Here is a 24,849-nt window from a genome sequence, read left to right as displayed (position 1 = left end):
CATGCGCGCGGCACGCGGCTTCACCCTGATCGAGCTGCTGGTGGTGCTGGTCATCATCGGCACGCTGGTGAGCTTGGTGAGCTTTTCCAGCGGCTTGATCAGCCCGGAGCGCCGCTACGCGCAAGAAGCGCAGCGCAGTCAGCAGTTATTGCAGCTGCTACTCGATGAAGCGCTGTTGGCCGGGCGCGATTACGGGGTGCGGGTCGAGGCGCAGCGGCTAAGCCTTTGGCAATGGCAAGCCAGCCAGCAAGAATGGCAAGCCATGCCCCAGCTACCGGCCTTGCAACTGCCCGAGCCGCTGCGCTTTAGCTTGGAACTAGAAGGCCAGCCGTGGCAGCTCGCCGCGCCAACGGATGACGATGAACAAGCAAGCAGCACCGCAACCAGCGCCAACGCGCCACAGCTGTTGTTTCTCTCCAGCGGCGAATTTAGCCCGTTTCGCTTAACCCTGACCGCCAGCAAAGAGTCGCGCTGGTTGATTAGCGGTGATGGCTTCAACCTCGCCGAGTTGGAGCTGCTGAAGTGAAATCGCGCGGCTTTACCTTGCTCGAAGTGCTGGTGGCTTTGGCGGTGTTTGCCACCGTGGCGGCGGTGATCTTGGTCGCCAGCGGGCGCAGTGTGAGTAACGCGATTCGTTTAGAAGATAAGACCTTAGCCAGTTGGTTAGCCGATAACCGTCTGCAAGAACTGGCGTGGACGCCTAATGTGCAGCCAGGGCGAGAGCAAACCGAATTGGATTACGCCGGGCGCCGCTGGCAGCGCCTAGAGCTGATCGAAACCACCAGCGAGCCGGGCATGCTGCGCGTGACTGTGTGGGTGGCGGCTAAGCCCAACAAGGGCGGCAGCGAACCGATTGAAGAGCGCGCCGTGCAAAGCCTGATCGGCTTTATTGGGGCAGGCTCGTGAGGCGTAGTGCGGGCTTTACGCTGCTTGAGGTGATGATCGCCATCAGCATTTTTGCCCTCGTGGGGCTGGCGACCTACCGCATGATGGACACCGTGCTGACCAGCGATCAGCGCATCAAAGCGCAAGAGCAGCGCTTGCGCGAGTTAGTGCGTGCGCTGGAAGTGTTCGAGCGTGACTTACTGCAACTGCGCGCCCGTCCGGTGCGTGCCGCCTATGGCGACGAGTTGCCGGCCTTGGTACTGCAATCGGGCGATGGCCGGGTGCAGCTGGAGTGGACACGTGCCGGCTGGAGTAACCCGCTGGGGCGCCGCCGTAGTGATTTGCAGCGCGTACGCTGGCAATTCCAAACGGGCGAGCTAAGCCGCCAGTACTGGCAAGTACTCGACCAAGCGCAGGACTCGTTACCGCAAGTGCAGCGCGTACTCAGCGAGCTTCGCAGCGCGCAGATCGAGGTGCTGGATGAGCAAAATCAGTGGCACAGCCAATGGCCGGTTAATGATGTGCGCAGCGGCAGTGATCCCAGTCAGAGCGTGCCATCGTTGCCCAAAGCCCTGCGTTTTACCTTTGAGCACCCGCATTATGGTGAGCTAGTGCGCCAATGGCGCTTGCCCGATGGCACGCCGCCGACCTTGCCCGGCCAAGCGGGTGGCAATAGCAATGGCGGCGATAACGGGGCTGGGCAAAACCCGGCGAACGGCCAAGGGGCGCAGCCATGAAGCGTCAGGCGGGTGTCGCGCTGATTACCGTGCTGCTGATTGTGGCACTGGTGACTGTGGTGTGCGCGGCGATGATCAGCCGTCAGCAACTCACCATTCGCGCCGTCGGCGTGCCGCTTACCCAGCGCCAAGCCATGCATTACGCCTTGGGTGGCGAGCGCTTGGCACAAGCCATCTTGCAGCGCGATGCCAAAGCAGGAAATGCCAATCAGCCGCTCGATCACCTACAAGAAGCGTGGGCCAAACCGCTGCCGGATTATCCGGTCGATGGCGGTACGATCAGCGTGCATATTGAAGACCTGGCCGGGCGTTTTAACCTCAATAGCCTAGTGCGCGACAAGCAAGTCGACAGCATCGCCTTGGCGCGCTTCGAGCGCTTATTGCGCCGCTTAGAGATACAGGCCCCGTATGCACAGCGTTTGGTCGATTGGCTGGATGCCGATCAAGAAGTCAGCGGCGAAAACGGTGCCGAAGACGGCGCGTATTTGTTGGAGCAGCCGCCGTATCGGGCGGCTAATCGCTTGCTCAGCGATGCCAGCGAGTTACGCCTGCTGTTGGGCATGACCGAACTCGATTGGCGCAAGCTAAAGCCTTGGGTGGCGGCTTTGCCGGCCGATGCTGCATTGAATATCAATACCGCCAGCGCATTGCTATTAAGCACGCTGGCCGAGCCGTTAAGTGTTGATAGCGCTAAAGCGTTAGTGGCGGCACGCGGTGCGCAGGGCTATCCCGATGTGGCGGGTTTTTTAAGCCAGTCGGCGTTGGCGGGCATGGGGGTGCAGGCGCAAGGCTTAAGTGTTGGTAGTCAGTTTTTTCGTGTAAGCAGCCGTGTGCGCTTAGGCGATGGCGAACGCGTGTTGCAGTCGCTGTTACAGCGCGACGCGCAGGGCAAAGTGTATGTATTAGCGCGGGATTTCGCGCAGAGCTGGCCGCTGCCTGAAGCGCGGCCAACCAAGGAGTAAAGCAAGCCATGTGGCAATTAAGTGTGAGCCCCGAGTGGGCGCAAGGGGTGGCGTTGGCCGATTGCCAGTTGCGCTGGTGGCACGCGCAAGGCGCTGGCCAAGGCAACTGGCAGACTTGGCAAGCGGCGGTGGCCGAATGTGCCGAAGCGGCACTGACGCTGCGGCTGATTTTGCCGGTTGAGGCGGCCACCGTGCTGCATGTTGAGCTGCCCACGCGCAAACAGCGCTGGCTGCAACAGGCCTTGGCGTACGCCGTGGAAGAACAACTGGCCGAAGATATCGACAACCTGCACTTGGCCATCGGCGAAGCCAATAGCGCCGGTTTAACGCGCGTGGTGGCAGTGCGCAAAAACCTTTTGCAGGCAACTTTGACGGCTTTGCAGGGGCTGCCTTTTAAGGTGGCGGTGCAGAGCATTCAGCTGGATGCCGAGCAATTCCCCCTGCCTGATGAGGCAACAGCGGCGTGGTGTGTCAGCCACGGGCGTGCCGTGTGGCGTAACGCGCAAGGCGAAGTGATTGCCCTAACGGCCAGCATGTTGCGTCAGCAGCTAGCCGTGCAAGCGGCGCCGGGCTTTCGCTTTGCCGGTGAGGCGCCCAGTGATTGGCCAGAGGCCATTGAGCTGAGTGCTAACCAACCGCAGGCGGATGCTATTGAGCTGGCGCAGGGCCTGTTTACCCCGCAAAGCACTGTGCAGCCAGCACGGCGCTGGTTGCCGGTGGCCGCATTGGCAGCCTTGTGGGCGGTGCTGCAATGGGGCTTTAACTTGGGCCAAGGGATATATCTGCAACAGCAGGCCGACAGTTTGGCGGCGCAAAGCACGGCGCAATATCAGCAGCTATTTCCCGAGGACCGGCGCATCGTCAATTTAGAGGCGCAATTCCGTGAGCACCTGCGTCAAGGCGAGGGCAGCACCAGCAGCGGTTTCTTGGCTCAGCTACAGCAAGTGGGGGCTGGCTTATTGCAGCAAGGCAGTGGCGTGCGGGTCGTGCAGCTGGATTATCGGCGCAGCACCGATAGCTTAAGTTTTGAAGTTGAAGCCAGTGACTTTGCCGCCTTAGAGGCACTACGCCGGCAATTTACCGAACAAGGCTTGCCGGTGCAGGTGGGCTCGGCCTCGCGCGAAGGCGATCGCGTGGTGGCGCGGGTCAGCATTGGAGGTGAGGCATGAGTTGGCAAACCCAGCTGCAACAGTCCCCGTTGGCGCAGCGTTGGCAAGCGCTACCGGCGCGTGATCGTTTTGCTTTGGCGGCCTTGAGTGGCTTTTTGCTGTTGGTCTGTGTGTACGTGTTGGCTTGGTTGCCGGTGCAGCGTTATATGCACAGCGCCAGTGAAGACTTTCAGCGCCAGCGCACCTTGCACGCCTTGATCAGCCAGAATGCTCCGCAGTTGCAGGGGCGTTCAGTTACCAGCCCCGTGGTGCTGGCAGCCGATGAACTGCAAGGTTTACTCACCGCCAGCGCCCAGCAGCAAGGTTTACGTTTGCAGCGTTTGGATGTGCAGCAACCCGGCTGGATTGAAGTGCAGCTGGAAGCGGTCACCGTAACGGCGCTGCTGGCGTGGCTCGGCCAGCTGCAAGAGCGCGGCGTGGTGGTTGAAGAGGTGAATCTAACCCGTACCGAACCGGGTAAAGCCGACGCACGACTGGCTTTATCGGTGGGTGGTTTCTGAGCCAAGGCTAAGCAGCCGCTTGCGGCGTTTATCCGAGTAAATGACTCGGGCACTCTGCTTGTGATGGGTTTTTTCGTTACAATCGCGGCAATCCAACGAGTGCTTGCTTAATTCCCATGCAGGCCGTGTAAGCCGAGGTGAAGTGTGGACATTATTGAAACCATCAAAGATCAAATCGCGAACAACACCATTCTGCTCTACATGAAGGGTTCGCCGAATGCCCCTCAGTGTGGTTTTTCCGCGCGTGCCTCGCAGGCGGTGATGGCCTGTGGTGAGAAGTTCGCTTACGTGGATATTCTGCAGCACCCGGAAATTCGCGCTAATTTGCCGGCCTATGCCAACTGGCCGACCTTCCCGCAGCTGTGGGTAAAAGGCGAGCTGATCGGCGGTAGCGATATCGTGCTGGAAATGTTCGAGAAGGGTGAGCTGCAAACCCTGATCAAAGACGCTATGGCCGAGTAATTAGCCCAAGCGATAAAAAACCGAGGCCAGTGCCTCGGTTTTTTTATGCCAGTGAGCGCTTATTCGGCTCTTTGTGGGCTGGCTTTGGCCATCAACAGATAGCCGATCACCGCCGAGAACAGTGAGCCCACCAGAATGCCCAAGCGGTCCATGCCGGCGTAGGCGGAATCCGGCGCGAAGGCCAGCGAGCCAATGAACAAGCTCATGGTGAAGCCGATACCGCAGAGAATCGACACGGCAAGAATCTGCGTCCAATTGCTTTCCGCCGGCATATTGGCAATGCGGCACTTGATGGCCAGCCAGGTGAAGCCAAACACGCCAATGGTTTTGCCCACCAGCAGGCCGAGAATAATGCCTAAGGTGACCGGCTCAAGCACGCTGGCGAAGGTCATGCCTTTGAGTGAAACGCCCGCGTTGGCAAAGGCGAAAATCGGCATCACGGCGAAGGCAATCCACGGGTGCAGCGCATGCTCAGCGGTAAGCAACGGCGACGGGCTGCCGTCGGTGGTGCGTAGCGGAATGATAAAGGCCATAGCTACGCCGGCCAGTGTGGCGTGTACGCCGCTCTTGAGCACGCTGATCCACAAGAACAGACCGATGACCAAGTAGGGGCCGAGCTTGTTCACCCCTAAGCGGTTCATCAGCACCATGATGCCGAGGAAAATACTGGCAAACAGCAGCGAGGTGTTTGACAGCTCTGCGGAGTAGAACAGCGCAATGATCACAATGGCGCCCAAGTCATCGATGATCGCCAAGGTCATCAAGAACAGTTTTAGCGTGACCGGTACACGCGACCCCAGCAGGCCGAGAATACCCAGCGCAAAGGCGATATCGGTGGCCATGGGGATCGCCCAGCCTTTTAAGGCATCGGGCTCGTTCCAGTTCAGCCAGGCATAAATGGCCGCCGGCACTAACATGCCGCCAATCGCGGCCATGCCCGGCAGAACCACTTGCGAGGGGCGTGAGAGGTGCCCGTCGAGTAGCTCGCGTTTAACTTCTAGGCCAATCAGCAGAAAGAACAAGGCCATCAGGCCGTCGTTAATCCACAGCAGCAGGGGTTTGTTGATTTCCAGTGCGCCAACCTGCACCGCCACCGGCACTTCGAGGAACATGTCGTAGAGAAACGACAGCGGCGAATTGTTGATCAGCAAAGCAAGCACTGCGGCAATGATCAGCAGAATGCCGCCGGCTGCTTCCAGCTCAACAAACTGCTTTAGGCGTTGCCTGAGACGTACCACCATGAACAAAACTCCTTATAGATTCTCTAGCAATAAAAGCAGAGAAAAACGGGATCGTTTGACTTTATGGATTCTGGTTTAAAACGCCAAACTGCAACTGTGTGCAGATGTTTCGTTTCGCTGTGCCTAGCGGGAACGAGTATACATGACTAATTTTTAAGCGTTTTTTGTTAATTCGGAGGTCTTATGAGCAGGCACTGGGTGGCTCAAGCAGTCGCCATTATTGAGGCGGATTTTAATCGCAGCGCCGATACGCATTTGATCCCGCTGGGGCTGCCGGCTTTCCCCGGTATCACGGTGTATTTCAAAGATGAGTCGAGCCATCCAACCGGCAGCCTGAAACACCGCTTGGCGCGCTCGTTATTTTTATACGCCTTGTGTAATGGCAAGTTGCGTGAGGGTGCGCCGGTGATTGAGGCCTCCAGTGGTTCGACGGCGGTATCGGAGGCGTATTTCGCGCGTTTGCTGGGCTTGCCCTTTATTGCCGTGATGCCGGCCACGACCTCACAAGCCAAGATCGCGCAGATCAATTTTTATGGTGGGCAGTGCCACTTGGTGGACGATCCGCAAGCGATTTACAGCGAGTCGGCCCGTTTGGCTGCGGAGCTGGGCGGTTATTTTATGGATCAATTCACCTACGCCGAGCGGGCGACTGACTGGCGCGCCAACAACAACATTGCCGAATCGATCTTTCAGCAGATGAGCCGTGAGGCGCACCCAGTACCGGCGTGGATTGTTGCCAGCCCCGGCACCGGTGGCACCTTGGCGACCATTGGTCGTTATGTGCGATACCAACGCCATAACACTCAGGTGTTGGCCGTCGACCCTGAGCATTCGGTGTTTTATGACTTCTACCGCGATGGCGAAAGCGCAGTGACCTTAGCGCGCGGTTCGGGCATTGAAGGCATTGGCAGGCCCAAGGTGGAAGCTTCGTTTGTGCCGAGCGTGTTGGATGCCATGCTCAAGGTGCCGGATGCTTGGTCGCTGGCGGCGATGCATTATTTGGCCGAGCGCTTAGGGCGGCGCGTCGGGGCTTCAAGCGGCACTAACTTGTTGGGTGTGCTGGCTGCGGCTGAGCGTATGCAGGCGGCGGGGCAGCAAGGTGCCATCGTGACCTTGCTGTGCGATAGCGGCGAGCGTTATGCCAATACCTACTACCAAGAAGCGTGGTTAGAAAGCCAAGGTTATGCCTTGGCGCCCTTGCAGGCACAGGTGGCTGCCTGTGCCGAACAAGGGACTGGGTTGCCGGCGGCGCTTAGCGCGACGTGGTGTTAGTCGCGCGGGCGGCCGAGGATGATCGACACCAGCGCAGCCAATGCCAATAACCAGCAGTAATACACCGAGCTGACCAGTGCCAGCGGTGACAGACCCGCCAGCGAACCGGCGAGCAGAATCTGCGCGCCCCACGGGATCACGCCCTGCACCACGCAGGAGAAAATATCCAGCAAGCTGGCGCTGCGTTTGCGGTCGACATCTTCGGCATCGGCAATGTTCTTTGCCACTTCACCGCTTAAGATGATGGCCACGGTGTTATTGGCCACAAACAAGTTGGCGATACTCACCAGCAAGGCAATGGCGATTTCGCCGGCACGGCGCTGACCCACAGCGATAGCTTGGGTGATGCGGCTAATGCTGTTGTTCAGACATTGCAGGCCGCCTTGGCTTTTCATCAGTGCCGACAGACCGCCGATCAGCATCGACAGCAGCATGATTTCCAGCATGCCTTCGAAGCCGGCATAGATGTCGTTGCCGAGCTTTAACACGCCGTATTCCGGGGCGAGCAGGAGACCACTCACGCCGGAGAGCAGAATGCCGGCGAGCAGCACCAAAATCACATTCAGGCCGCTCACGGCTAGCGCCAATACCGCCACGTAGGGTAATACCAGCAGCCAGTTGCTGACTTCACGCGGCTCGCTGGCATCGGCACTGCTGCCCAGCCAAGCCAATAGCAAGAGGGTGGCGATGGCGGCGGGCAAGGCAATGCGCAGGTTCATCAAGAACTTGTCGCGCATGCCGACGTTTTGCGAGCGCGTGGCGGCAATGGTGGTGTCGGAAATAATCGACAAGTTATCGCCAAACATAGCGCCACCGATCACCGCGCCCATGGTCAGCGGCATGTCCAACCCGGTGGCTTGGGCAAAGCCCACGGCAATCGGGGCTAAGGCGCCGATGGTGCCCATGGAGGTGCCCATGGCCGTGGCCAAAAACGCCGCGACCACAAACAAGCCGGGCAGCACCAGCTGCTCGGGCAGAATGTTCAGGCCGGCGTTCACCGTGGCATCGACACCGCCAATGGCTTTGGTCACCGCAGCAAACGCGCCGGCTAAGAGGAAGACCAAGCACATCAACACAATGGTGTTATCGCCGACGCCAGCGATAAACGTATCGAGTTTTTTATTCAGGCTTTCACGGCCTAAACACAAGGCCACGACCAGTGCGACCAAAGCTGCGACGGGGGCTTTGAGTTGGTAGAAGGCGAAGTCGGTGCCAAGTTGGCTGTGATAGATGCCGCTGCCTAAGAACAGGGCGAGAAATACCAGTAACGGCAATAGCGGCCATGCGCGCGCATCGGCGTGGCGAGTCATAACAGTCTCCCGGATTGCGGTCGATAATCAGGATGCGCAGGCCGATAGGCCGCGCCAACGCCAGCAGCGGGGGTAACCGCTGTGGCAAGGGCGCGCATTGTACCGAGCTGTTAAGAACTGAATTAGATGTTTTTCTATTGTTAAGCTGTGTATTGGTTATAACTGGTGCCAGTGCTGCACCACATCCAGCATGCGGTGGGCAAAGCCCCACTCGTTGTCATACCACGCCATTAGCTTGATCAGATTGCCTTGTACGCGGGTTTGCCCGGCGTCTAAGGTGGCGGAGTGCGGATTGCCGTTGTAATCGATGGACACCAAGGGCAAGTCACTGACCGCCAGTACGCCCTTAGGCATGCTGTGGCTGGCGGCGCGGAAGGCTTGCTCCAGCGCAGATTTGTCCACGGGGTTACGGACCTGCGCGACTAAATCAACCAGCGACACATTGGGTGTCGGCACACGCACGGCCAAGCCATCCAGACGGCCATTGAGGTGCGGCAGCACTAAGCCAACGGCTTTGGCAGCGCCGGTTTTGCTGGGAATCATCGACAGTGCGGCCGCGCGGGCGCGGTACAGGTCGCTGTGGGTTTTATCCAGCAGGTTCTGGTCATTGGTGTAGGCGTGAATGGTGGTCACTAGGCCTTGTTCGATGCCGCAGAGCTGATCCAGCACTTGGGCAATCGGCGCCAAGCAGTTGGTGGTGCAGGAGGCGTTGGAGACGATCTGCATGGCAGACGTTAACTGCTGATGGTTAACGCCGTAGACCAAGGTGAGGTCGGCATCGTCCATCGGGTGCGAGACCAGCACGCGTTTGGCGCCAGCGTTTAAATGCGCGGCCGCTTGAGCGCGCTGTTTGAACTTGCCGCTGCATTCGAGCACCAGATCAACGCCTAGCGCTTGCCAAGGTAGGCGGCTGGGGTCTTTCTCGGCCAGTAGGCGAATGTGATGTTGGCCGGCTTGCCAGTGGTCTTGCTGCTCGATGAGTTCGCCCTGCAGCGGGCCAAAGGTGGAGTCGTAACGGGTGAGGTGGGCCAACGTGGCCGCATCGCCCAAATCATTGATGGCGACCAGCTCAATGCCTTGATAGGCGGGGTTTTGCAGCAAAATGCGTAACAGCGCGCGGCCAATACGGCCGTAACCATTGATGGCAACTTTCACACTCATAACAGGCTCCTTGCACAGTAATGGTCTGAGCTTGGCATGCCTGAAAAAGCAAAAGCTTGATGCAGGGCATGCCGATACTGATCAGCATAGCCCTGCTGGGCGGTTATTCGTCGTGCTGTGGCGCGGCCGGGGTTTCTAAGGCGCCGGGGTAGGCGCAGCCTTGCTGCACGGTGTCGCCAATGGTCAGGCGTGCCTGCCAGTTACTGAAGTTACCGCTCATGCTGTCGCGACACTCGCCGGGCGACAGGCTCAGCTCAATGCTTTGCCCATTGGCTTCGCTGCTGTAGCTGGTCACGCCGCCGGGTACGGCCTCCACAATGTAGGGCAGGGCGAGGGCCGGAAAGCCGATGCGCTCAAGCTGCATGCCACGGCGGCCAACACGCATGTTCCAGCTCGGCTCGTTGCCGCTGGCGCGCCACAGGGTAGCGATAAAGTTCAGGTCTTCACAGCCGTGGCCTTCGCCACTGACACGGTGCACTTGGCTAACGCTAAACAAGCCATCGCTACGCATGCCTTCGCCTTGGCGCGGTTTGGCTTTTAGCTCGCCGCTTAAATCCGCAAACACTTGCATGCCGCTGCCGGGGGCGAGGCTCCAGAACGCTTGTTCCAACTGCTGGCTGCCATCTTCCACCCAGAAGGTGCGGCCTTCTTTGCAGGGGGTGAAGGTGTGCTGCTGGTTGGTCCAGGTGAGGTGGCCTTGTAGGCGGCTACTGGGTTTGGTGGCGACCGGTTCTTCGGTGCTAAACAGTGAGCAGCCGGCCAATAAGGTGCTGGCCGACAGGGCAATCAGGGTGCGAAATGGGGCAGACATGCGAGGGTCCTTGCGCGGTCAAGTTGCCAAGGCTACGGAAGCGCCTTCTTGCGGGCAAGTGCAGGCGCTGGCGTGCTTGGGTTACTTAGTCGGGGCGCACTTGGGCTTTTTGGCTAAATGGTGCTCGCCGGGGTGGATCAGCACATTGAACTGCTCCAAGCCTTCACGGCCAATCAGCAGTGGATACAGAAAGCGGCCACGGTCAACCAAGTTCACTGGAATGGTTTCTAAGTGGTTGCCAATACAAATGGGCAGCAGCACCACGGGGCGGCGGCTGTAGCTTTTTTCATGCTCTTCGGTGAGGTCGTCGCTACGTCGCTTGATGCGGCTGTGTTTTTCCAGCGGGCGTTCGACGCTGAGCATTTTTTTGCCTGTACCGGTGCGAAAACGTACCCACTCTTCGCCATCGCGTTCGAAGACTTCGATATCCAGCGCATGCAGGCTGGCGGTGAGGGCGCCGGTATCCAGCTTGGCTTGCACGCTATGATTAAGCTCCGGCAGTAACGCACGCTCTTGATAGCCCCACACATCACGCTCGCCAGCGTGGGCTAACAGGCTGAAGGTGCACAACGCAGCAACACACAAACGGATCATGCCAACCTCGCAGGCATAGGAAAGTTGCTTTCAGCGTAGCGAATGAATGCAGTGGCACACCACTCCCCAGATGCTGACATCGTTGTCGCCGGCGATGGCGATGGGCGGATAATCAGGGTGATGCGACTTTAAATAGTGCAGACCGTCTTGCTGAATTAGCTCTTTGACCAAGGCCTCATCGTTGATGGCGGCGACCACGATATCGCCGGGGCGGGCGATCAGGCTGCGGTCGACCACCAGCAAATCGCCAGAGAAAATCCCCACGCCTTGCATCGAGTTGCCCTGTACTTGCACGCAGAAGCACTGCTCTTCACGGCGGATCAGCAGCTCGTTGAAGTCAATCCGTTGGTCGCTGAAATCATCCGCTGCGCTGGGGAAGCCAGCCGGCACACGGCTGACATACAAAGGCAGGCTGAGTTGGCTGTCGGGGCAGGCGCGGGCATGGAAGCGGGCAAAGGCAGGCATGCGATAACTCTTTATCTGTATTTATATACAGTATTCTTCAGCGCCGCGCTGGCGTCAATGCTGTGGGCTTTTATAGATTTTGCATGTCCCGTTTAACGATAGTTTTCACCACGTAATGACTCGCTATGCCGAGTAAGCCTTGGCCATGCATGTGTTCGGCGAGCACTTTAGGAAATGGCGTGAGCTGTGCGCTGTGCGCCGCTGACGGCGCGCGCCACAGGCCGCTTTGTTCGATAGCGGGCTCTTGCCAGAGGCGCCAGTGAATATCGCGTAAGACAAGCCCCAGCTTGGGCTGCACACCGTGCTCAATGCTGCTACGCAATAAGGCAGGCTCGGCGGATAGCCGCGCTTCGGCATCAATGGCGCAGAGCCACGCGTGCCCGGGAATAAACAGCAATAAAGACGCGCGCTGGGTTTGCAAAATATTGCGCAGGCTTTTGGCCACTTTATTGCCGGCTCGCTCGGGTAGAAACAGGCTGCCATCGGCTTGCGCAAAAACTTGCCCGCCGCGCGGCGATAGATCGGTATGTCCTTGGGCGTCTTCACTTTTCAGAATTAGATAAGGCGAGCGTTGCAGAACTGCCTCTAGCGTGTCGGCGGCTAAGGCATTTTCGCTGTGTTCAGGCGTCCACAACTGCGCTCGGGTGGCCGCTCTGGCGCAGTGAAAGTAGGCCTGCTCAACAGCGACGGTCAGCCGCTCGTGCTGCCAGCGTGCGCGGCCATTGACGCGCAATACATGGCCGATACCGGCCACTAAGAAGATTAAACTGGCCGCCTTGCTGTCAGGCGCGTGGTCAGTTGGCGCGCTACTGAGGCTAAAGCAAAGGCTGTTGGTCTGTGCGCTAAGGTTGTCTTGGCAGCTCAGCAAGGTGAAGTCGTTTTGCGTGCCGGCACTACAGAACACGGCGACTTGGCTGCAGCGGATAAAGTCCAAACAGTGCCGGTCTAGGTTGGGCAGAATGCGTCTATCTAAGACGCTGGGGTAGTTGGGGATAATTGTTCTTAACGCTTGCTCAGTGCGCAGATCGCCAGTCATCGGTTTGCTCCTCTGGTTTGCATGCAGCATGAGTCTTGCTGGCGAAACGGCTTTGTTGTTTGGTGTCATGCACGTGGAAAATGGTTGCAACTTATAGGAGCAGTGCCGTCGCTATGTCTGTAACGAGTGTCTCGGCCATCGCCGTATTGGATTTGGCGCACGAGCTCATCGTGCGTCGGGTTATTGCCGTCGATGAGCTCGCGCTCTGCTCGGTGGACTTACAGCAGCGCTATCTCGCTTGGCGGCGTGGCGAACCTGCGACCCCACCGGTGCAGGAGCAGCGTTTGGCTGAGCGTTATCTGCTCTGGTTGTGGCAAACACTGGAGCAACGCGAGTCTGGCGAGATTGCCGCGCAGCATGCCTTGGCGATAGGCAGCGTTGTGCATGCCGACAGCATTGGTGTGTTGGCTAATTGGCTTAGCCACTGCGCCACCTTAGGTGATGCGCTGGATACCTTTACGAGCAATAGCGCGCTGCTGAACCCCTCAGAGCGCTGGCAGGTGTCGTTAGAAAAAGACGCGTTGTTGATCCACCTGCAATTGGCGGGTGCACAGGCTTATCCGGCTGTGGCGCTGCTGCGTAGCGCCTCGGCATTATCGTGCTGGGTTAAGCATTTGTCGGGGCTGGCGATTAAACCGCGCTGTTTGAGGGTTTCGTCGGCTTATGCGCCGTATGTGGCGCTGCTGAAAGATCACTTTGCTTGTGACATCCAGCAGGGCAGCGGTTTTAGCGTGTGTTTTGCGCCAGAGATACTGACTTACCCGGTAGGCGCGGCTAATGCCTACATGCGTCAACTGTTGGCCGGCAAAGCAAAAGCCTTGGCCAGCGAGGGATTAACCGCGCAGACGCTAACCGCCCGGTTGCAGCACTTACTGCGTGCCGACCTTGCCCATTACGCGCGAATTGACGCTTGCTGCGCAGCACTGCACATGAGCCGCTCGACCCTGTTTAGACGGCTTAAGCGGGAAGGCGCCACCTACAGTGAGCTGCTTAGGCAGGTAAGGTTAGAGCAGTATCACGCGTTACTCGCGGGGGCTAAACCGGTTGCGGATATGCATGAACAGCTCGGTTTTGCCGAGCCCAGTTCGTTTTATAAGTTTGTTAAAAGCTACGCCACGGCGAAGGCTTAAGCGTTGTGCTGTGCGGCAATCGGGCTTGTGCTGAGTTTGCCAGGCGTATCAGGTAAGCTATCCGCCCCATCTTGCCGCTTTAGCCGTTTGGCTGACGTTGGACATTTTCATATGAGTGAATCGCCTCCCAGCCCAGATGCGCTTAAGCAGCTTGCTCCCGAGCAGCTGGTGATTTGCCATGAGTGCGATCTGCTGATGGCGAAGATGCATTTGGCCGATGGCGAGAAAGCCCAGTGCCCGCGCTGTGGTTTTGAGCTGTATCACCACCAAGCCAATATGCTCACGCGCAGCTTGGCGCTGGTGTTGGCGGCCTTGCTGCTGTTTGTGCCGGCTAACTTTATGCCCATCATGAGCTTGGGTTTATTGGGGCAGCACAATAACGAAACGGTGTGGAGCGCGGTGCTGGCGCTGTACCAAAGCGAGATGGCGCTGGTGGCGCTGATCGTTTTTCTCTCCAGCATGTTGATTCCGCTGCTCAAGTTGCTGTGTCAGGGCTGGGTGCTGTTGACCCTGCAATTAAAGCTGCCCGCAGGTTTTGCCTTGTGGCTGTACCGCATTTATCACCAAATGCGTGAGTGGGGCATGCTTGAGGTGTACATGTTTGGCGTGCTGGTCAGCATCGTGAAGATGGTGGATCTGGGCGACCTCAGCATGGGCGTGGGTTTGGTGTGCTTTATTGGTCTATTGGTTTGCCAAATCTGGCTGGAAGCCACCATGAGTGAGCACCAAGTGTGGGAAATGCTCGATGAGCTGCGTACTGAGCAACAGGTCGATGAGGTGATGGATGAAGCGTGCGATTGATGCTGGCTTCATGCTTTGTCTAGAGTGCCACGCGGTTAACCGGCAAGACCCGGATAACCCCGAGGCCGGGCAGATTTGCACGCGTTGCCATGCGCCGGTTTATCCGCGGCGCCCGGGCAGTTTGGCGCGCACGTGGGCGCTGTTGATCACCGCCGCGATTTTGTACATCCCGGCCAATCTGCTGCCGATCATGGTGGTCAGCTCGTTTGGCAAAGGCAGCGGCGACACCATCATGTCGGGGGTCATTGCATTGATTCATTACGACATGGTGCCAATCGCCATTGTGGTTTTCGTGGCCAGTATTTTGGTGCCCACGTTCAAGTTGGTCGGCATGGGCTTGCTGCTGTATTCGGTGCAGCGCCATCAGCCGTTATCGGCCCGGCAACGCGGGGTGATGTATCGCTTTATTGAGTGGATTGGTCGCTGGTCCATGCTGGATGTGTTCGTCATCGCCATCTTGGTGGCCTTGGTGAACTTCGGCAGCATCGCGCAGATCACCGCCGGCATGGGCGCCGTGGCCTTTGCCTTGGTGGTGATTTTGACCATGTTGGCGGCCATCTCGTTTGATCCACGGTTAATTTGGGATAACACCGAGTCTGAGGAAGACCATGACGAATAACTTGCCGCAACCGCAAAAACGCAAAGCGTCGACGTGGTCTGCCATCTGGGTGCTGCCACTGATTGCCTTGGGCATTGGCCTGTGGCTGGTTTGGCGCGCTTACAGCACGGCCGGCATCATGGTCACCATCGACTTCACCAGTGGCGAAGGTATTCAGGTTGGCAAAACCGAGCTGATCTACAAAGGCATGGTGCTGGGCAAGGTTAAAGACTTACGCCTTAACCCCAAGCAAAAGGGCGTGCGCGCCACGCTAGAGGTAGAGCGCCAGGCAGAAAACTTCTTGCTTGAAGACACGCGCTTTTGGCTGGTTAAGCCGCGTGTCTCACTGGCCGGCGTGACGGGGCTAGAAACCTTGGTCAGCGGTAACTACATCACCTTCGAGCCGGGCAAGGGCCAGTTTGAAGACAAGTTCACCGCGCTGGCCGAGCCGCCGCCGCTGTTAGATCACCTGCCGGGCTTACACCTAACCTTGCGTACCCCGCGCTTGGGTTCGCTCGAAGAGGGCGCCCCGGTTTATTACAAGCAAATCCAAGTCGGCCAAGTGAAGGGCTACGAGCTGGATGAGGACGAGCAAAACATTCTGGTGGGCATTGTTATCAAGCCGGAATATGCCCATCTGGTGCGCAAACACACGCGGTTTTGGAATGCCAGTGGGGTTGAGGTTGAAGCTGGTTTGAGTGGCGTTAAAGTCACCACCGAATCTTTGATGAGCGTGCTGGCCGGTGGTATTGCCTTTGCCACGCCCGATCACCGCAAAGACAGCCCCGCAGCAGATCCGAGCAAAGTGTATTCGCTGTATGACGACTTCAGCGCGGCGCAAGTAGGTATCCGCATCAAGCTGCATGTGACTGAGTTTGCTGGGGTAGAGCCAGGCGTGACGCCAATTCGCTGGCAGGGCGTACAGGTCGGTTTGGTTAAGTCGGTGGATGTGGATGACGACCTGCAAGGCGCCATGTTGGAGCTGAACATGAACCCGCGTACCGAAGACTACATGGTCGAGGGTACGCAGTTCTGGATGGTACGGCCGTCGATCTCGCTGACCGGTGTGAGTGGTCTGGAGGCCTTGTTCAAAGGTAACTATCTGGTCGTCCGCCCCGGCAATAAAGGTGATAAACCGCAGCGTGAGTTCGAAGCCTTGCGTAAGCCGCCGCCGTTGGATGTGCGCACACCGGGGCTGCATTTGATTGTGACCACCGACAAAGTGGGCTCGTTGTCTGCCGGTAGCCCGGTGCTCTATCGCCAGTTGCAGGTGGGTACAGTGAACAGCGTGCAGCTGGGGTCACGACAGCAAAAAGTCGTCGTCGGCGTGCATATCGAGCCGGAATACGCCGGCTTGGTGAACAAGTCATCGCGGTTCTGGAATGCCAGCGGGGTTACCCTCAAGGGCGGCTTAAGCGGCATTGAGCTTAAGGCTGAATCCTTGCAGAGCTTGTTGGCGGGGGGCATTGCTTTCGATACCCCCGATGACGATGCCGGACGGGTTGGCAACGGCACGCGCTTTGATTTGCACGCCAGTGCGGATCAGGCCCTGCTTGAAGGCATGCTGCTGGAACTGACCGCCGAGCGTGGCGATGGTCTGAGTGTTGGCATGCCGGTGCGTTATCTGGGGCTGAATATTGGCAGCGTCGAAGACGTGCAACTGAGCGATAACTTTAAGTCGGTACGCCTGACGCTGCGCATGATTGAAAACCCGGAGCGTTTTGCTCAGCAAGGCACACAATTTTGGCTGGTAAGCCCCAAGCTAGGGTTGGTGCGCACCGCACACTTGGAAACCTTAGTTGGCGGCAATTACATCGAAGTTAGCCCGCCCGCTAAGCCCGGTGCGCGTGAACAGCAGTTCAAGCTGCTGGCCGAAGCGCCCGGAGTGACCGCGCGTGAAGCGGGCCTACGCATCACCATCAGCACCGCCCGGCGTGCATCGCTCAAAGAAGGCGTGCCAGTCACTTATCGCGAAGTACAAGTGGGTAAGGTGACAGGGGTAAAACTGGCGCCCAATGCCGATCGTGTGCTGATCGACGTGTTGGTACAGCCCAAATATGCCGCCTTGGTAACGCGGGGCAGTAAGTTCTGGAATGTCAGCGGTATCGGCGTCGATTTCAGCTTATTCCGCGGCACTAAGATTCGTGCCGAGTCGCTGGAAACCTTAGTGGAAGGCGGTATCGCTTTTGCCACCCCAGAGGGTGCCGAGCAAAAGGGCCCCGCGCGTGAAGGTGAAGTGTTTATTCTCCACGACGAATACCAAGACGCTTGGCTGAAATGGCAGCCGCGGATTGCCATCAAGCCATAACGGCGAATTACCGGGGCGCTCATCGAGCGCCCCGTTGGTTTTAAGCGCAGGCGGGTTGTGGCAGTGTGGCGCAGATAAAACGCTGTACCCGTTCGATGATGTGCTCATCGCGCAACAAACGTGAATGGCCCAAGCCTTGGGTGACTAACAGCTCGGCGTGCGGCCAAGCCTCAGCGAGGCGTTGCCCTTCGCTGATGGGCACGACTTGATCCTCTTGATCATGAATCAATAGCGCCGGCACACGCAGCCGTGGTGCTAGCAAGGCGCCGCGTAGCTCGCTGAAGGGCACAGCGTAACGCGCCTCGATACGCCGTTGGCAGGCCCAGATCGCCCGTTGGGTGAAACCCAGCCAGCGGCCGATCTGCTGCAAATAGCCTTGCAGGTCTTCTGGCGCTGCCAATAGCACAGTGCGCGCGCAGTCCAGGCCGCGACTGAGTGCCAGCGTGGTGGCCGCCGCGCCGTTGGAGTGGGCAATGCAGGCGTGTAACGGGCCAAGCCGCGCACCGACATGCAAAAGCGCGTCGGCGAACTCCGGCAGCGATGTTTGCACACCGTCTGACTCGCCATGCGCCGGCGCATCAAAGGCCAGCACCTGAAAGCCCTTCGCCACCAACGGCGCGGCGTAGCAAGCCAACTGGCTGGCACGCCCAGAAAAGCCATGCATCAGCAGCACCTTAGGACCCGTATTGCCCCAGCGGTAGAGGGTGAGTTGCTGCGCATCACGCCAAGTGATGCGCTCACTCACGGCGCCTTGCAGCCACTGTTGCTCACGCTCGGGTCTGCTGGTGCGCTGTGGGGTGAGAAATAACCACTCCAGCTGGCGGGCAGCCATTTGCGGCGCAGCGATTGAGCTCAGGCGATGCTTGCTGAGCACTATAAAACGAACGATCGTGCTATTTGTGAGCATAAAAAACTCCTCAGTACGGGATGTGGCTTTGTGGGGGGTTAGGGCGTGGCCTGAAAGCGCTTAAGCAGAGCGCTGAAAGCGGTACGTGCGAGCGCTTGCGCGTCTTCAGCGGCAAGCAGGCGTTGGTGTTGGTGCAGGGTCAGGATGATGCCCCAATACTCGAAGGCAAACTGTTTGCTGCAATGCTCTGCGCTGAGTGCGTTGCAGGCCATTGCGCTGTCGGCAATGCGGGCAACGCTGGCCAACATCTTGCCCAATTGCTCGCGCAGTGCGTCGCGCACGGGGCCGGGGCGATCATCGTATTCAAACCCGCCGGCGGCAAACAGGCAGCCACCGCTAAACAAACCGCCCCAACGCATCCACTGCTCAAATAGGGTGTTGAGCCGCGCTAGACCCGCTGGTTGAGCCAATGCGGGGAGCAAAACCTGTTCGCTAAACCGCGTAGCAGCAGCTTGCAGTACGGCGCATTGCAGCGCTTCTTTGCTGGCAAAGTGAGCGTACAGACCGCTTTTTGACATGCCCACTTGGCTAGCGAGGCTGCCGATGGTCAACCCTTCCAGCCCCAGCTCGCTGCTGAGGTTAAGCGCATGCTCGACAATTGCGGTGTAGGTTTCGGCGCCTTTGCTCATAACGCACTCTGCCGTGTGGGGTGGTTTTGCAGAAAATAGAACGATCGGTCGTTAATCGCAAGTAAAAAGTACAGAGTGCAGAGTGTGCTCTGGGCATAAAAAACGCCGCTGGCTCATCCTGAGCACAGCGGCGTTAGTACACCGAAAAGGTTTCGCAGCTTAGCGAATCGCTTTGATGGTGCCCTTGTTACCGGTCACTTTAACGTTCACGGTTTTGTACAGCATGTAGTCCTGCACGCTCACTTCGTAGCGCGGCGCAACGATCAGGTCGGCACCCGAGGACTTAACAGCCTTGTACGCAGCAGCCGACTTAGCCGCAGCCACTGGGTCCAGACCCAGAGCGAAGCCGCCGTCACCGCCGCCGTAAGTTACGCCGTCAGCAAACTGAGTGTCGCCGCCGAGCTTGAACACGCCGAACAGAATGTTCACCGAAGACTCGCCATTGATGGCTTCGCCTACGGCAACGTCAGCTTTCAGGTTGGTTTTAACGTCGCCATTGAGCGGCGCGCTCGGCTGGCTGTAGTTCTGGCTGGCACAGCCAGTCAGCAGGGCGATAGAGGATAACGCTGCAGCGTAGATAAACGGTTTCATGCAATGCTCCTTTGCATTCTTGCGATTCCTAAACCCCTGACGGGGCGAGGTGCCTGATCAGGCGGGGCGCATCCTAGCAAGCGTCATCTAATGGTCATATTGGCAATGCGGCGAACTGTGCAGTGCCGCTTAGAACGGGCAACTGTGCTTGAAATGACAGGGTTGTCGGGGCGTTTAAAAATGGCTGCGCAGTGCCTTGCACACGGCGCAGCTAAACCTTAGGCCGCCGCTGGTTGGGCGAGGGCGCGTAAGCGCTCGCCACTCACTGGGTCAAAAAACAGCGCTTGGCTGGCATCCAGCATCAGCGGCAGTTTGGCGCCGGCCTGTGGGTTGGCTTGCGGCGCTACGCGGGCGGTGACTTCTGCGCCATTAATACGCAGCAGGGTGAGGGTGTCTGGGCCGGTGGGTTCGGTCATTTCCACCAGAAACTCGCCTTGTTGCACCTGTGCTTGGCTGAGCTTGTGTGGCTGCACTTCGCTAAAGGCTTCGGGGCGTAAGCCGAGCACCAGCTGTTGATCGGTTTTGACGGCTAAGCCGGCCGGCAGGGCGAGCTGCAAGCAGGTGCCGGATTGGTCTTTCAGCTCGACAAACCGCCCTTGCGCGGTGTGCTGCACGGTGACGGGGATAAAGTTCATCGCCGGCGAGCCAATAAAGCTGGCCACAAACAGGTTGTTGGGCTGCTGGTAGATTTCCTGCGGGGTGCCCAGTTGCTGGATCACGCCGTCTTTCATCACCGCAATGCGATCGGCCAAGGTCATGGCTTCGATCTGGTCGTGGGTGACGTAGACGATGGTGGTGCCCAAGCGCTGGTGAAGTTTTTTCACTTCGGTGCGCATCTCCACACGCAATTTGGCGTCGAGGTTAGACAGCGGCTCGTCGAACAAATACACCTTAGGCCGGCGAGCTAGGGCACGGCCCATGGCCACGCGCTGTTGCTGGCCGCCAGACAGCTGCGCGGGTTTGCGCTTGAGCAGGTGGTCGATCTGCAGCAACTTGGCCACGCGCTGCACTTCGGCGTCGATCTCGTCTTTCGGCCATTTGCGAATCTGCAGGCCGAAGGCGATGTTGTCGTACACGTTCATGTTGGGGTACAGCGCGTAGGACTGAAACACCATGGCGATATCCCGCTGCGACGGCGCGGCATGGGTGATGTCCTGCTGGTTAAGCAGAATCTGTCCGCTGGAGACGCTCTCCAGCCCTGCGATCATGTTCATCAGGGTGGATTTACCGCAGCCGGACGGGCCAACCAGAATCAGAAACTCACCGGAGCGAATCTCCAAGTTGATGTTTTCCAGCGTGGTGGCGCCTTTTTGGTATTGCTTGCCGACGTTGCAAATAGACAGCGATGTCATAACGAGTCCTCTTAACCTTTGATGGCGCCGGCGGTTAGCCCACGCACGAAATATTTACCGGCCACCGCATACACCAGCAGGGTGGGCAGGGCGGCGAGCACGGCGGCGGCCATGTCGACGTTGTATTCCTTCACCCCGGCGGTGGTGTTGACCAAGTTGTTCAGCGCCACGGTCATCGGCTGGTTGTCACCGGCGGAGAACACCACGCCAAACAGGAAGTCGTTCCAGATCGCGGTGAATTGCCAGATCAGCGTGACCATAGTGATCGGCCCGGAGAGCGGCAGCACAATGCGCCAGAAGATGGTGAAGAAGCCCGCGCCATCTAAGCGCGCGGCCTTGATGATTTCCTGCGGCAGCGCCTGATAGAAGTTGCGGTAGAACAAGGTGGTAAAGCACAGGCCGTAGATCACATGCACCAACACCAAGCCGGCAGTGCTGTTGGCTAAGCCCAGCCAGCCGAGGGTTTGCGCCATAGGCAGCAAAATCACCTGAAAGGGAATAAAGCAGCCAAACAGCAGCAGGCCGAACAGCAGCTCCGAGCCTTTAAAGCGCCACAGCGACAGCACATAGCCATTCAGCGCACCGAGTAAGGTGCTGAGTGCCACGGCGGGCAGCACCATGACGGTGGAGTTCACAAAGTAGCCGCGTATGCCATCGCAGCTCACCCCAGTGCAGGCAGTGCCCCAGGCTTTAATCCAGCCTTCGAGCACCCATACATCCGGCAGGCTCAGTAGGTTGCCGCTACGAATATCGGCACTGGTTTTAAAGCTGGTCAGCAGCACCACCCACAGGGGTATCAGGTACAGCGCGGCAACGGCGATTAACGTGGCGTAGATAAACAGGCGGCCAAGGCGTGGCTGCCAGCTCAGTAGGGCGGCATTACGCATGGCGCTTACCTCGTAGTTCGGAATACAAATACGGCACTAAAATCGCCAGCACACCGGCGAGCATCATCATCGCCGAGGCAGCGCCAAGGCCCATCTGGCCACGGGTAAAGGCATGGGCGTACATAAACAGCGCCGGCAGGTCGGTGCTGTAACCGGGGCCGCCAGCGGTGAGAGCGGTGACTAAGTCGAAGCTCTTAATGGCGATGTGCGAGAGCACCATCACCGCGCTGAAAAACACCGGCCGCAGGCACGGCAGCACAATGCGCCAATAAATGCGTGGCAGGCTGGCGCCATCCAGTTGCGCCGCTTTGATAATGCTCGAATCAATGCCGCGCAAACCGGCGAGAAACATCGCCATCACAAAGCCCGAGGACTGCCACACCGCCGCCATCACTAAGGTGTAAATGGCCTTGTCGGGGTCGGTCAGCCAGCTGAACTCAAAGCTCGTGAAGCCAAAGTCGTGTACCAGTTTTTCTAGCCCCAAGCTGGGGTTAAGAATCCACTTCCACGCCGTGCCGGTGACGATAAACGAGATCGCCATGGGGTACAGGTAGATAGTGCGCAGCGCGCCTTCGGCACGAATGCGCTGGTCGAGCAGAATCGCCAGCAGTACCCCCACCAGCAGGCACGCGCCAATGAATAGGCCGCCGAACAGGGCGAGGTTGAAGCACGCCACGCGCCAGCGGTCGTTCTCCAGCAGGCGCTGGTATTGCTCAAAGCCGGACAGCTCGTACATCGGCAAAAAGCTCGATGGCGTGAGCGAGATATAGCCCGTCCAGGCCATGTAGCCGTAAATGCACACCAAGGCCAGCACCAGCGAGGGGGCCAATACCAGTTTCGGCAAGACGTGCTCAAGGGTCAGCCCGAGGCGCACTGGGCGCCGGGCCGTTTGGGTTTGGGCGAGAATCATGGGATTTCCTCACACCCTGCTCGGTGCACCGAGCAGGGGACTTACGGGGGAGTTACTGCGCGGATTGCACCGCACGCGCCATTAAGTCTGCAGTGGCCACTGCATCGGCTTTTTTGTCGTTAAAGAACTTGGTTAGCACGTCGTACAGCGCGCCCTGCACTTGGCTGGTGGTGGCCAAGCCGTGCGACCAACTGGGGATCAGCGTGCCTTTCTCGTTGGCGCTCTTGAAGGTTGCCATGCTGTCTTGCGCGCAGCTGTCGAACTTGCTCATGTCGCTGTCTAAACGCACCGGAATCGAACCTTTGTTGAGGTTGAACACCTCTTGGAACTCGGGGGTCAGAATGGTCGATGCCAGCGCCTGCTGGGCGGCTTTGTCGGTATCGTTTTTCAGCTTAAAGAAGGCAAAGCTGTCGATGTTGAAGGTAAAGCTGCCCTCAGTGCCCGGGGTGGCTACGCAGAGAATGTCTTTGCCCGGGGTGAGGCCTGCGGCGCTGATTTCGCCTTTGGCCCAGTCACCCATGATCTGCATACCCGCTTCGCCGCGCAGCAGCATGCCGGTGGCGAGGTTCCAGTCGCGGCCCGCGCTGTCTTTATCAATAAAGCGCCGTACCTCGGCAAAACGCTCAAGCGCCTCGACCATCTTGGCGCCTTTTAAGGTGGCGGCATCGTGCTGCACAAAGGCTTTGCGGTAGTCCTCAACGCCTAACACTTCCAGCGCGATAGCCTCAAACACAGTGGCGTCTTGCCACGGCTGACCGCCGTGGGCCAGCGGCACGATGCCAGCGGCTTGCAGTTTTTCCGCCGCAGCAACGAACTCGGTCCAGTTTTTGGGGATTTGCGCACCGGCTTTCTCGAACGCCTTGGGGTTGATCCACAGCCAGTTAACGCGGTGCACGTTCACCGGCACGGCCACGTAATGGCCGTTGTACTTCATCACCTGAGTCACCACGCCGGGCAGGGTGGTGTCCCAGTTTTCTTCTGCGGCAACGCTGTCTAGCTCAGTCAAAAAGCCCAGCTTGGCCCACTCTTGAATGTCTAAACCCTTAATCTGCGCGGCGGCTGGCGGGGTGCCTGCTACGGCACGGGTTTTCAGCACGGTCATGGCGCTTTCACCGCCGCCACCGGCCACGGCAAAGTCTTTCCAACCATGCCCACGGGCTTTCAGCATGTCGGCCAGCACCGCGGCGGATTTCGCCTCACCACCGGAGGTCCACCAGTGCAGCACTTCCACTTCACCAGCGTGTGCCTGCGCGGCAACGCTGCAACCAATCAGGCCGGCCAAGGCCAGGGTTAGGCGGGTCTTATGCATCTCGATTGTCCTTGCTGTTGTTTTTGTTGTGAGCCGCAACGGTGTGCGGGCAGTGAGAGTCTAGGGGCAAGACTGCAAGGCGTGGGTAACAAAGCGCTATGGGTTTGTAACGGGGTGGATACTTTGGGGGCTTTTAATGTGGCAGTGTTGGTGGTTGTGGTGCAGGGTTTTGTTTTGTGGAGGCATGGCCTAGAGTTGGTGATCTTGGTTGGATAATGGCTTGAGGGTAGGGGGCGCCATACGGTAGTTATGGAGTAAAAATACTGCGCTTATGTCGTCTGTTTGTTGTTAGAGGGAAGCACTATGAAGAAACACCAAATAGTGGCGATCGTTGTAGGGTTGTCTCTATCGGTAGTATCGTTCTTGCCCGTGTTTATCACGGCTTCATCTGGGTTCGCGCTGGGTCATCCAAGCGTTGTAAAGGTGTTTTTTTATCCCACCATAGGGGTGGCGGTGTCGGCTATTCTAGTCTTCGTCGCCTTCTTCATGGGCTCTAAAGGCGAATGAGCTGATGCTTTATGATGAAAAATGATTGGCGAGTATGATCATGAAAATTATTCGCTGATGGGGTGGTGGTTGTTTATGGAAACATCTCTCCGCAGATATACCGAGCTTCCATGTTTGATTGATTATCTACAGACTAAAGAGCTTGCTCTTCTGAATCCCGCTCTGTGGGATGACAGAAATGACTCCTACTATATTGAGATGTATGCTCAAGCCAACAGTCTGCTAAGGAAACGCTGATTTATTCCTCAGCAGCTCTCTTGGCTGGCACAATCGCGGGAAGCCCATCGCCTGAGTCAGCCGCATGCAAAAAACCTT

Annotated in this window: 26 protein-coding genes; 12 read left to right on the top strand and 14 right to left on the bottom strand. The window is 58.3% G+C overall.

The window, feature by feature from the left end; translation table 11 throughout:
• Position 1: 1 nt before the first annotated feature.
• The 7 genes from gspH to grxD all read left to right on the top strand — a co-directional run bounded on the left by gspH (position 2) and on the right by grxD (position 4,715).
• Positions 2 to 526, top strand: coding sequence for a type II secretion system minor pseudopilin GspH (gspH, locus tag BMX80_RS14590; RefSeq protein ID WP_074869890.1), 525 nt, complete (start codon positions 2 to 4; stop codon positions 524 to 526).
• Entirely contained in the window at positions 523 to 906 is a 384-nt protein-coding gene (gene gspI / locus BMX80_RS14585) for a type II secretion system minor pseudopilin GspI (RefSeq protein WP_074869887.1), read from the top strand. The genes gspH and gspI overlap by 4 nt, the downstream gene beginning before the upstream one ends.
• Complete coding sequence (gene gspJ, locus BMX80_RS14580) at positions 903 to 1,622, top strand: type II secretion system minor pseudopilin GspJ (RefSeq protein ID WP_074869885.1); 720 nt, start codon at positions 903 to 905, stop codon at positions 1,620 to 1,622. The genes gspI and gspJ overlap by 4 nt, the downstream gene beginning before the upstream one ends.
• A complete protein-coding gene (gspK, locus tag BMX80_RS14575) occupies positions 1,619 to 2,584 on the top strand; it encodes a type II secretion system minor pseudopilin GspK (protein ID WP_074869884.1) in 966 nt (321 codons plus the stop codon). The genes gspJ and gspK overlap by 4 nt, the downstream gene beginning before the upstream one ends.
• An 8-nt stretch (positions 2,585 to 2,592) precedes the next feature.
• Entirely contained in the window at positions 2,593 to 3,753 is a 1,161-nt protein-coding gene (gspL, locus tag BMX80_RS14570; protein ID WP_074869881.1) for a type II secretion system protein GspL, read from the top strand.
• Positions 3,750 to 4,253 carry a type II secretion system protein M gene (locus BMX80_RS14565; protein ID WP_074869878.1) on the top strand — a complete coding sequence of 168 codons (504 nt, stop codon included), beginning with the start codon at positions 3,750 to 3,752 and terminating at the stop codon, positions 4,251 to 4,253. Before gspL ends, BMX80_RS14565 begins: the two co-directional genes overlap by 4 nt.
• 144 nt (positions 4,254 to 4,397) lie before the next feature.
• Positions 4,398 to 4,715 carry a Grx4 family monothiol glutaredoxin gene (gene grxD, locus BMX80_RS14560; RefSeq protein WP_071870465.1) on the top strand — a complete coding sequence of 106 codons (318 nt, stop codon included), beginning with the start codon at positions 4,398 to 4,400 and terminating at the stop codon, positions 4,713 to 4,715.
• Between the two features lie 59 nt (positions 4,716 to 4,774).
• Here grxD and nhaA read toward each other — a convergent pair whose 3' ends face one another.
• Positions 4,775 to 5,956, bottom strand: coding sequence for a Na+/H+ antiporter NhaA (nhaA, locus tag BMX80_RS14555; RefSeq protein ID WP_074869876.1), 1,182 nt, complete (start codon positions 5,954 to 5,956; stop codon positions 4,775 to 4,777).
• 183 nt (positions 5,957 to 6,139) lie between these two features.
• Here nhaA and BMX80_RS14550 point away from each other — a divergent pair, with 183 nt between their 5' ends.
• Positions 6,140 to 7,228, top strand: a complete 1,089-nt coding sequence (locus tag BMX80_RS14550) for a PLP-dependent cysteine synthase family protein (RefSeq protein ID WP_074869873.1) — start codon at positions 6,140 to 6,142, stop codon at positions 7,226 to 7,228.
• Here BMX80_RS14550 and BMX80_RS14545 read toward each other — a convergent pair.
• The 6 genes from BMX80_RS14545 to BMX80_RS14520 all read right to left on the bottom strand — a co-directional run bounded on the left by BMX80_RS14545 (position 7,225) and on the right by BMX80_RS14520 (position 12,605).
• A complete protein-coding gene (locus BMX80_RS14545) occupies positions 7,225 to 8,538 on the bottom strand; it encodes a Na+/H+ antiporter NhaC family protein (protein WP_074869870.1) in 1,314 nt (437 codons plus the stop codon). The genes BMX80_RS14550 and BMX80_RS14545 overlap by 4 nt on opposite strands.
• A 156-nt stretch (positions 8,539 to 8,694) precedes the next feature.
• Positions 8,695 to 9,699 carry a type I glyceraldehyde-3-phosphate dehydrogenase gene (gene gap, locus BMX80_RS14540; RefSeq protein WP_074869868.1) on the bottom strand — a complete coding sequence of 335 codons (1,005 nt, stop codon included), beginning with the start codon at positions 9,697 to 9,699 and terminating at the stop codon, positions 8,695 to 8,697.
• A 103-nt stretch (positions 9,700 to 9,802) separates the two neighbouring features.
• Entirely contained in the window at positions 9,803 to 10,510 is a 708-nt protein-coding gene (locus BMX80_RS14535) for a COG3650 family protein (RefSeq protein ID WP_074869865.1), read from the bottom strand.
• Positions 10,511 to 10,591: 81 nt separating this feature from the next.
• Positions 10,592 to 11,104: an ATP-dependent zinc protease family protein gene (locus BMX80_RS14530; protein WP_074869864.1), complete on the bottom strand. Its 513-nt coding sequence runs from the start codon at positions 11,102 to 11,104 to the stop codon at positions 10,592 to 10,594.
• Between the two features lie 30 nt (positions 11,105 to 11,134).
• Positions 11,135 to 11,569 (bottom strand): LexA family protein, encoded by a 435-nt coding sequence (locus BMX80_RS14525; protein WP_074869861.1) that lies wholly within the window; start codon positions 11,567 to 11,569, stop codon positions 11,135 to 11,137.
• A 70-nt stretch (positions 11,570 to 11,639) separates the two neighbouring features.
• Positions 11,640 to 12,605 (bottom strand): PNPOx family protein, encoded by a 966-nt coding sequence (locus tag BMX80_RS14520; RefSeq protein WP_074869858.1) that lies wholly within the window; start codon positions 12,603 to 12,605, stop codon positions 11,640 to 11,642.
• 113 nt (positions 12,606 to 12,718) lie between these two features.
• On the opposite strand from BMX80_RS14520, the gene BMX80_RS14515 reads away from it, so the two are divergent.
• The 4 genes from BMX80_RS14515 to BMX80_RS14500 all read left to right on the top strand — a co-directional run bounded on the left by BMX80_RS14515 (position 12,719) and on the right by BMX80_RS14500 (position 17,442).
• The gene (locus BMX80_RS14515) at positions 12,719 to 13,735 is read left to right on the top strand and encodes a helix-turn-helix transcriptional regulator (RefSeq protein ID WP_074869854.1); all 1,017 of its coding nucleotides are present in this window, start codon (positions 12,719 to 12,721) and stop codon (positions 13,733 to 13,735) included.
• 111 nt (positions 13,736 to 13,846) lie between these two features.
• On the top strand, positions 13,847 to 14,536 hold the full coding sequence (locus tag BMX80_RS14510; protein WP_074869848.1) for a paraquat-inducible protein A: 690 nt from the start codon (positions 13,847 to 13,849) through the stop codon (positions 14,534 to 14,536).
• Entirely contained in the window at positions 14,520 to 15,155 is a 636-nt protein-coding gene (locus BMX80_RS14505) for a paraquat-inducible protein A (protein ID WP_071870454.1), read from the top strand. Before BMX80_RS14510 ends, BMX80_RS14505 begins: the two co-directional genes overlap by 17 nt.
• The gene (locus BMX80_RS14500) at positions 15,145 to 17,442 is read left to right on the top strand and encodes a PqiB family protein (protein WP_074869845.1); all 2,298 of its coding nucleotides are present in this window, start codon (positions 15,145 to 15,147) and stop codon (positions 17,440 to 17,442) included. Before BMX80_RS14505 ends, BMX80_RS14500 begins: the two co-directional genes overlap by 11 nt.
• Before the next feature lie 40 nt (positions 17,443 to 17,482).
• Here the strand turns inward: BMX80_RS14500 and BMX80_RS14495 are convergent, their stop codons facing one another.
• The 7 genes from BMX80_RS14495 to BMX80_RS14465 form a co-directional block, all read right to left on the bottom strand.
• Positions 17,483 to 18,274: an alpha/beta hydrolase gene (locus tag BMX80_RS14495; RefSeq protein ID WP_074869998.1), complete on the bottom strand. Its 792-nt coding sequence runs from the start codon at positions 18,272 to 18,274 to the stop codon at positions 17,483 to 17,485.
• Between the two features lie 113 nt (positions 18,275 to 18,387).
• Entirely contained in the window at positions 18,388 to 18,978 is a 591-nt protein-coding gene (locus tag BMX80_RS14490) for a TetR/AcrR family transcriptional regulator (protein ID WP_074869841.1), read from the bottom strand.
• A gap of 159 nt (positions 18,979 to 19,137) precedes the next feature.
• Positions 19,138 to 19,569: a hypothetical protein gene (locus BMX80_RS14485; RefSeq protein WP_071870450.1), complete on the bottom strand. Its 432-nt coding sequence runs from the start codon at positions 19,567 to 19,569 to the stop codon at positions 19,138 to 19,140.
• Positions 19,570 to 19,787: 218 nt separating this feature from the next.
• Positions 19,788 to 20,921 carry an ABC transporter ATP-binding protein gene (locus BMX80_RS14480; RefSeq protein WP_074869838.1) on the bottom strand — a complete coding sequence of 378 codons (1,134 nt, stop codon included), beginning with the start codon at positions 20,919 to 20,921 and terminating at the stop codon, positions 19,788 to 19,790.
• A gap of 11 nt (positions 20,922 to 20,932) precedes the next feature.
• Positions 20,933 to 21,808 carry a carbohydrate ABC transporter permease gene (locus tag BMX80_RS14475; RefSeq protein WP_074869837.1) on the bottom strand — a complete coding sequence of 292 codons (876 nt, stop codon included), beginning with the start codon at positions 21,806 to 21,808 and terminating at the stop codon, positions 20,933 to 20,935.
• Complete coding sequence (locus BMX80_RS14470; protein ID WP_074869833.1) at positions 21,801 to 22,718, bottom strand: carbohydrate ABC transporter permease; 918 nt, start codon at positions 22,716 to 22,718, stop codon at positions 21,801 to 21,803. The genes BMX80_RS14475 and BMX80_RS14470 overlap by 8 nt, the downstream gene beginning before the upstream one ends.
• A gap of 52 nt (positions 22,719 to 22,770) precedes the next feature.
• Positions 22,771 to 24,027 carry an ABC transporter substrate-binding protein gene (locus tag BMX80_RS14465; RefSeq protein ID WP_217641980.1) on the bottom strand — a complete coding sequence of 419 codons (1,257 nt, stop codon included), beginning with the start codon at positions 24,025 to 24,027 and terminating at the stop codon, positions 22,771 to 22,773.
• Between the last annotated feature and the right edge of the window lie 822 nt (positions 24,028 to 24,849).

The organism is Atopomonas hussainii (assembly GCF_900109735.1).
GTDB classification, from domain to species: Bacteria; Pseudomonadota; Gammaproteobacteria; order Pseudomonadales; family Pseudomonadaceae; genus Atopomonas; species Atopomonas hussainii.
Note: the sequence above shows the minus strand (reverse complement) of the source record. Positions and strands in the feature narration are given on the sequence as shown.

What these genes read in the sequence shown, in the direction of transcription:
- gspH (WP_074869890.1), top strand. Translation starts at nt 2, where the DNA reads ATGCGCGCGGCACGCGGCTTCACCCTGATCGAGCTGCTGGTGGTGCTG.
- gspK (WP_074869884.1), top strand. Translation starts at nt 1,619, where the DNA reads ATGAAGCGTCAGGCGGGTGTCGCGCTGATTACCGTGCTGCTGATTGTG.
- gspL (WP_074869881.1), top strand. Translation starts at nt 2,593, where the DNA reads ATGTGGCAATTAAGTGTGAGCCCCGAGTGGGCGCAAGGGGTGGCGTTG.
- BMX80_RS14565 (WP_074869878.1), top strand. Translation starts at nt 3,750, where the DNA reads ATGAGTTGGCAAACCCAGCTGCAACAGTCCCCGTTGGCGCAGCGTTGG.
- nhaA (WP_074869876.1), bottom strand. Translation starts at nt 5,956, where the DNA reads ATGGTGGTACGTCTCAGGCAACGCCTAAAGCAGTTTGTTGAGCTGGAA.
- BMX80_RS14550 (WP_074869873.1), top strand. Translation starts at nt 6,140, where the DNA reads ATGAGCAGGCACTGGGTGGCTCAAGCAGTCGCCATTATTGAGGCGGAT.
- BMX80_RS14545 (WP_074869870.1), bottom strand. Translation starts at nt 8,538, where the DNA reads ATGACTCGCCACGCCGATGCGCGCGCATGGCCGCTATTGCCGTTACTG.
- gap (WP_074869868.1), bottom strand. Translation starts at nt 9,699, where the DNA reads ATGAGTGTGAAAGTTGCCATCAATGGTTACGGCCGTATTGGCCGCGCG.
- BMX80_RS14535 (WP_074869865.1), bottom strand. Translation starts at nt 10,510, where the DNA reads ATGTCTGCCCCATTTCGCACCCTGATTGCCCTGTCGGCCAGCACCTTA.
- BMX80_RS14530 (WP_074869864.1), bottom strand. Translation starts at nt 11,104, where the DNA reads ATGATCCGTTTGTGTGTTGCTGCGTTGTGCACCTTCAGCCTGTTAGCC.
- BMX80_RS14525 (WP_074869861.1), bottom strand. Translation starts at nt 11,569, where the DNA reads ATGCCTGCCTTTGCCCGCTTCCATGCCCGCGCCTGCCCCGACAGCCAA.
- BMX80_RS14520 (WP_074869858.1), bottom strand. Translation starts at nt 12,605, where the DNA reads ATGACTGGCGATCTGCGCACTGAGCAAGCGTTAAGAACAATTATCCCC.
- BMX80_RS14515 (WP_074869854.1), top strand. Translation starts at nt 12,719, where the DNA reads ATGTCTGTAACGAGTGTCTCGGCCATCGCCGTATTGGATTTGGCGCAC.
- BMX80_RS14510 (WP_074869848.1), top strand. Translation starts at nt 13,847, where the DNA reads ATGAGTGAATCGCCTCCCAGCCCAGATGCGCTTAAGCAGCTTGCTCCC.
- BMX80_RS14505 (WP_071870454.1), top strand. Translation starts at nt 14,520, where the DNA reads ATGAAGCGTGCGATTGATGCTGGCTTCATGCTTTGTCTAGAGTGCCAC.
- BMX80_RS14500 (WP_074869845.1), top strand. Translation starts at nt 15,145, where the DNA reads ATGACGAATAACTTGCCGCAACCGCAAAAACGCAAAGCGTCGACGTGG.
- BMX80_RS14495 (WP_074869998.1), bottom strand. Translation starts at nt 18,274, where the DNA reads ATGGCTGCCCGCCAGCTGGAGTGGTTATTTCTCACCCCACAGCGCACC.
- BMX80_RS14490 (WP_074869841.1), bottom strand. Translation starts at nt 18,978, where the DNA reads ATGAGCAAAGGCGCCGAAACCTACACCGCAATTGTCGAGCATGCGCTT.
- BMX80_RS14485 (WP_071870450.1), bottom strand. Translation starts at nt 19,569, where the DNA reads ATGAAACCGTTTATCTACGCTGCAGCGTTATCCTCTATCGCCCTGCTG.
- BMX80_RS14480 (WP_074869838.1), bottom strand. Translation starts at nt 20,921, where the DNA reads ATGACATCGCTGTCTATTTGCAACGTCGGCAAGCAATACCAAAAAGGC.
- BMX80_RS14475 (WP_074869837.1), bottom strand. Translation starts at nt 21,808, where the DNA reads ATGCGTAATGCCGCCCTACTGAGCTGGCAGCCACGCCTTGGCCGCCTG.
- BMX80_RS14470 (WP_074869833.1), bottom strand. Translation starts at nt 22,718, where the DNA reads ATGATTCTCGCCCAAACCCAAACGGCCCGGCGCCCAGTGCGCCTCGGG.
- BMX80_RS14465 (WP_217641980.1), bottom strand. Translation starts at nt 24,027, where the DNA reads ATGCATAAGACCCGCCTAACCCTGGCCTTGGCCGGCCTGATTGGTTGC.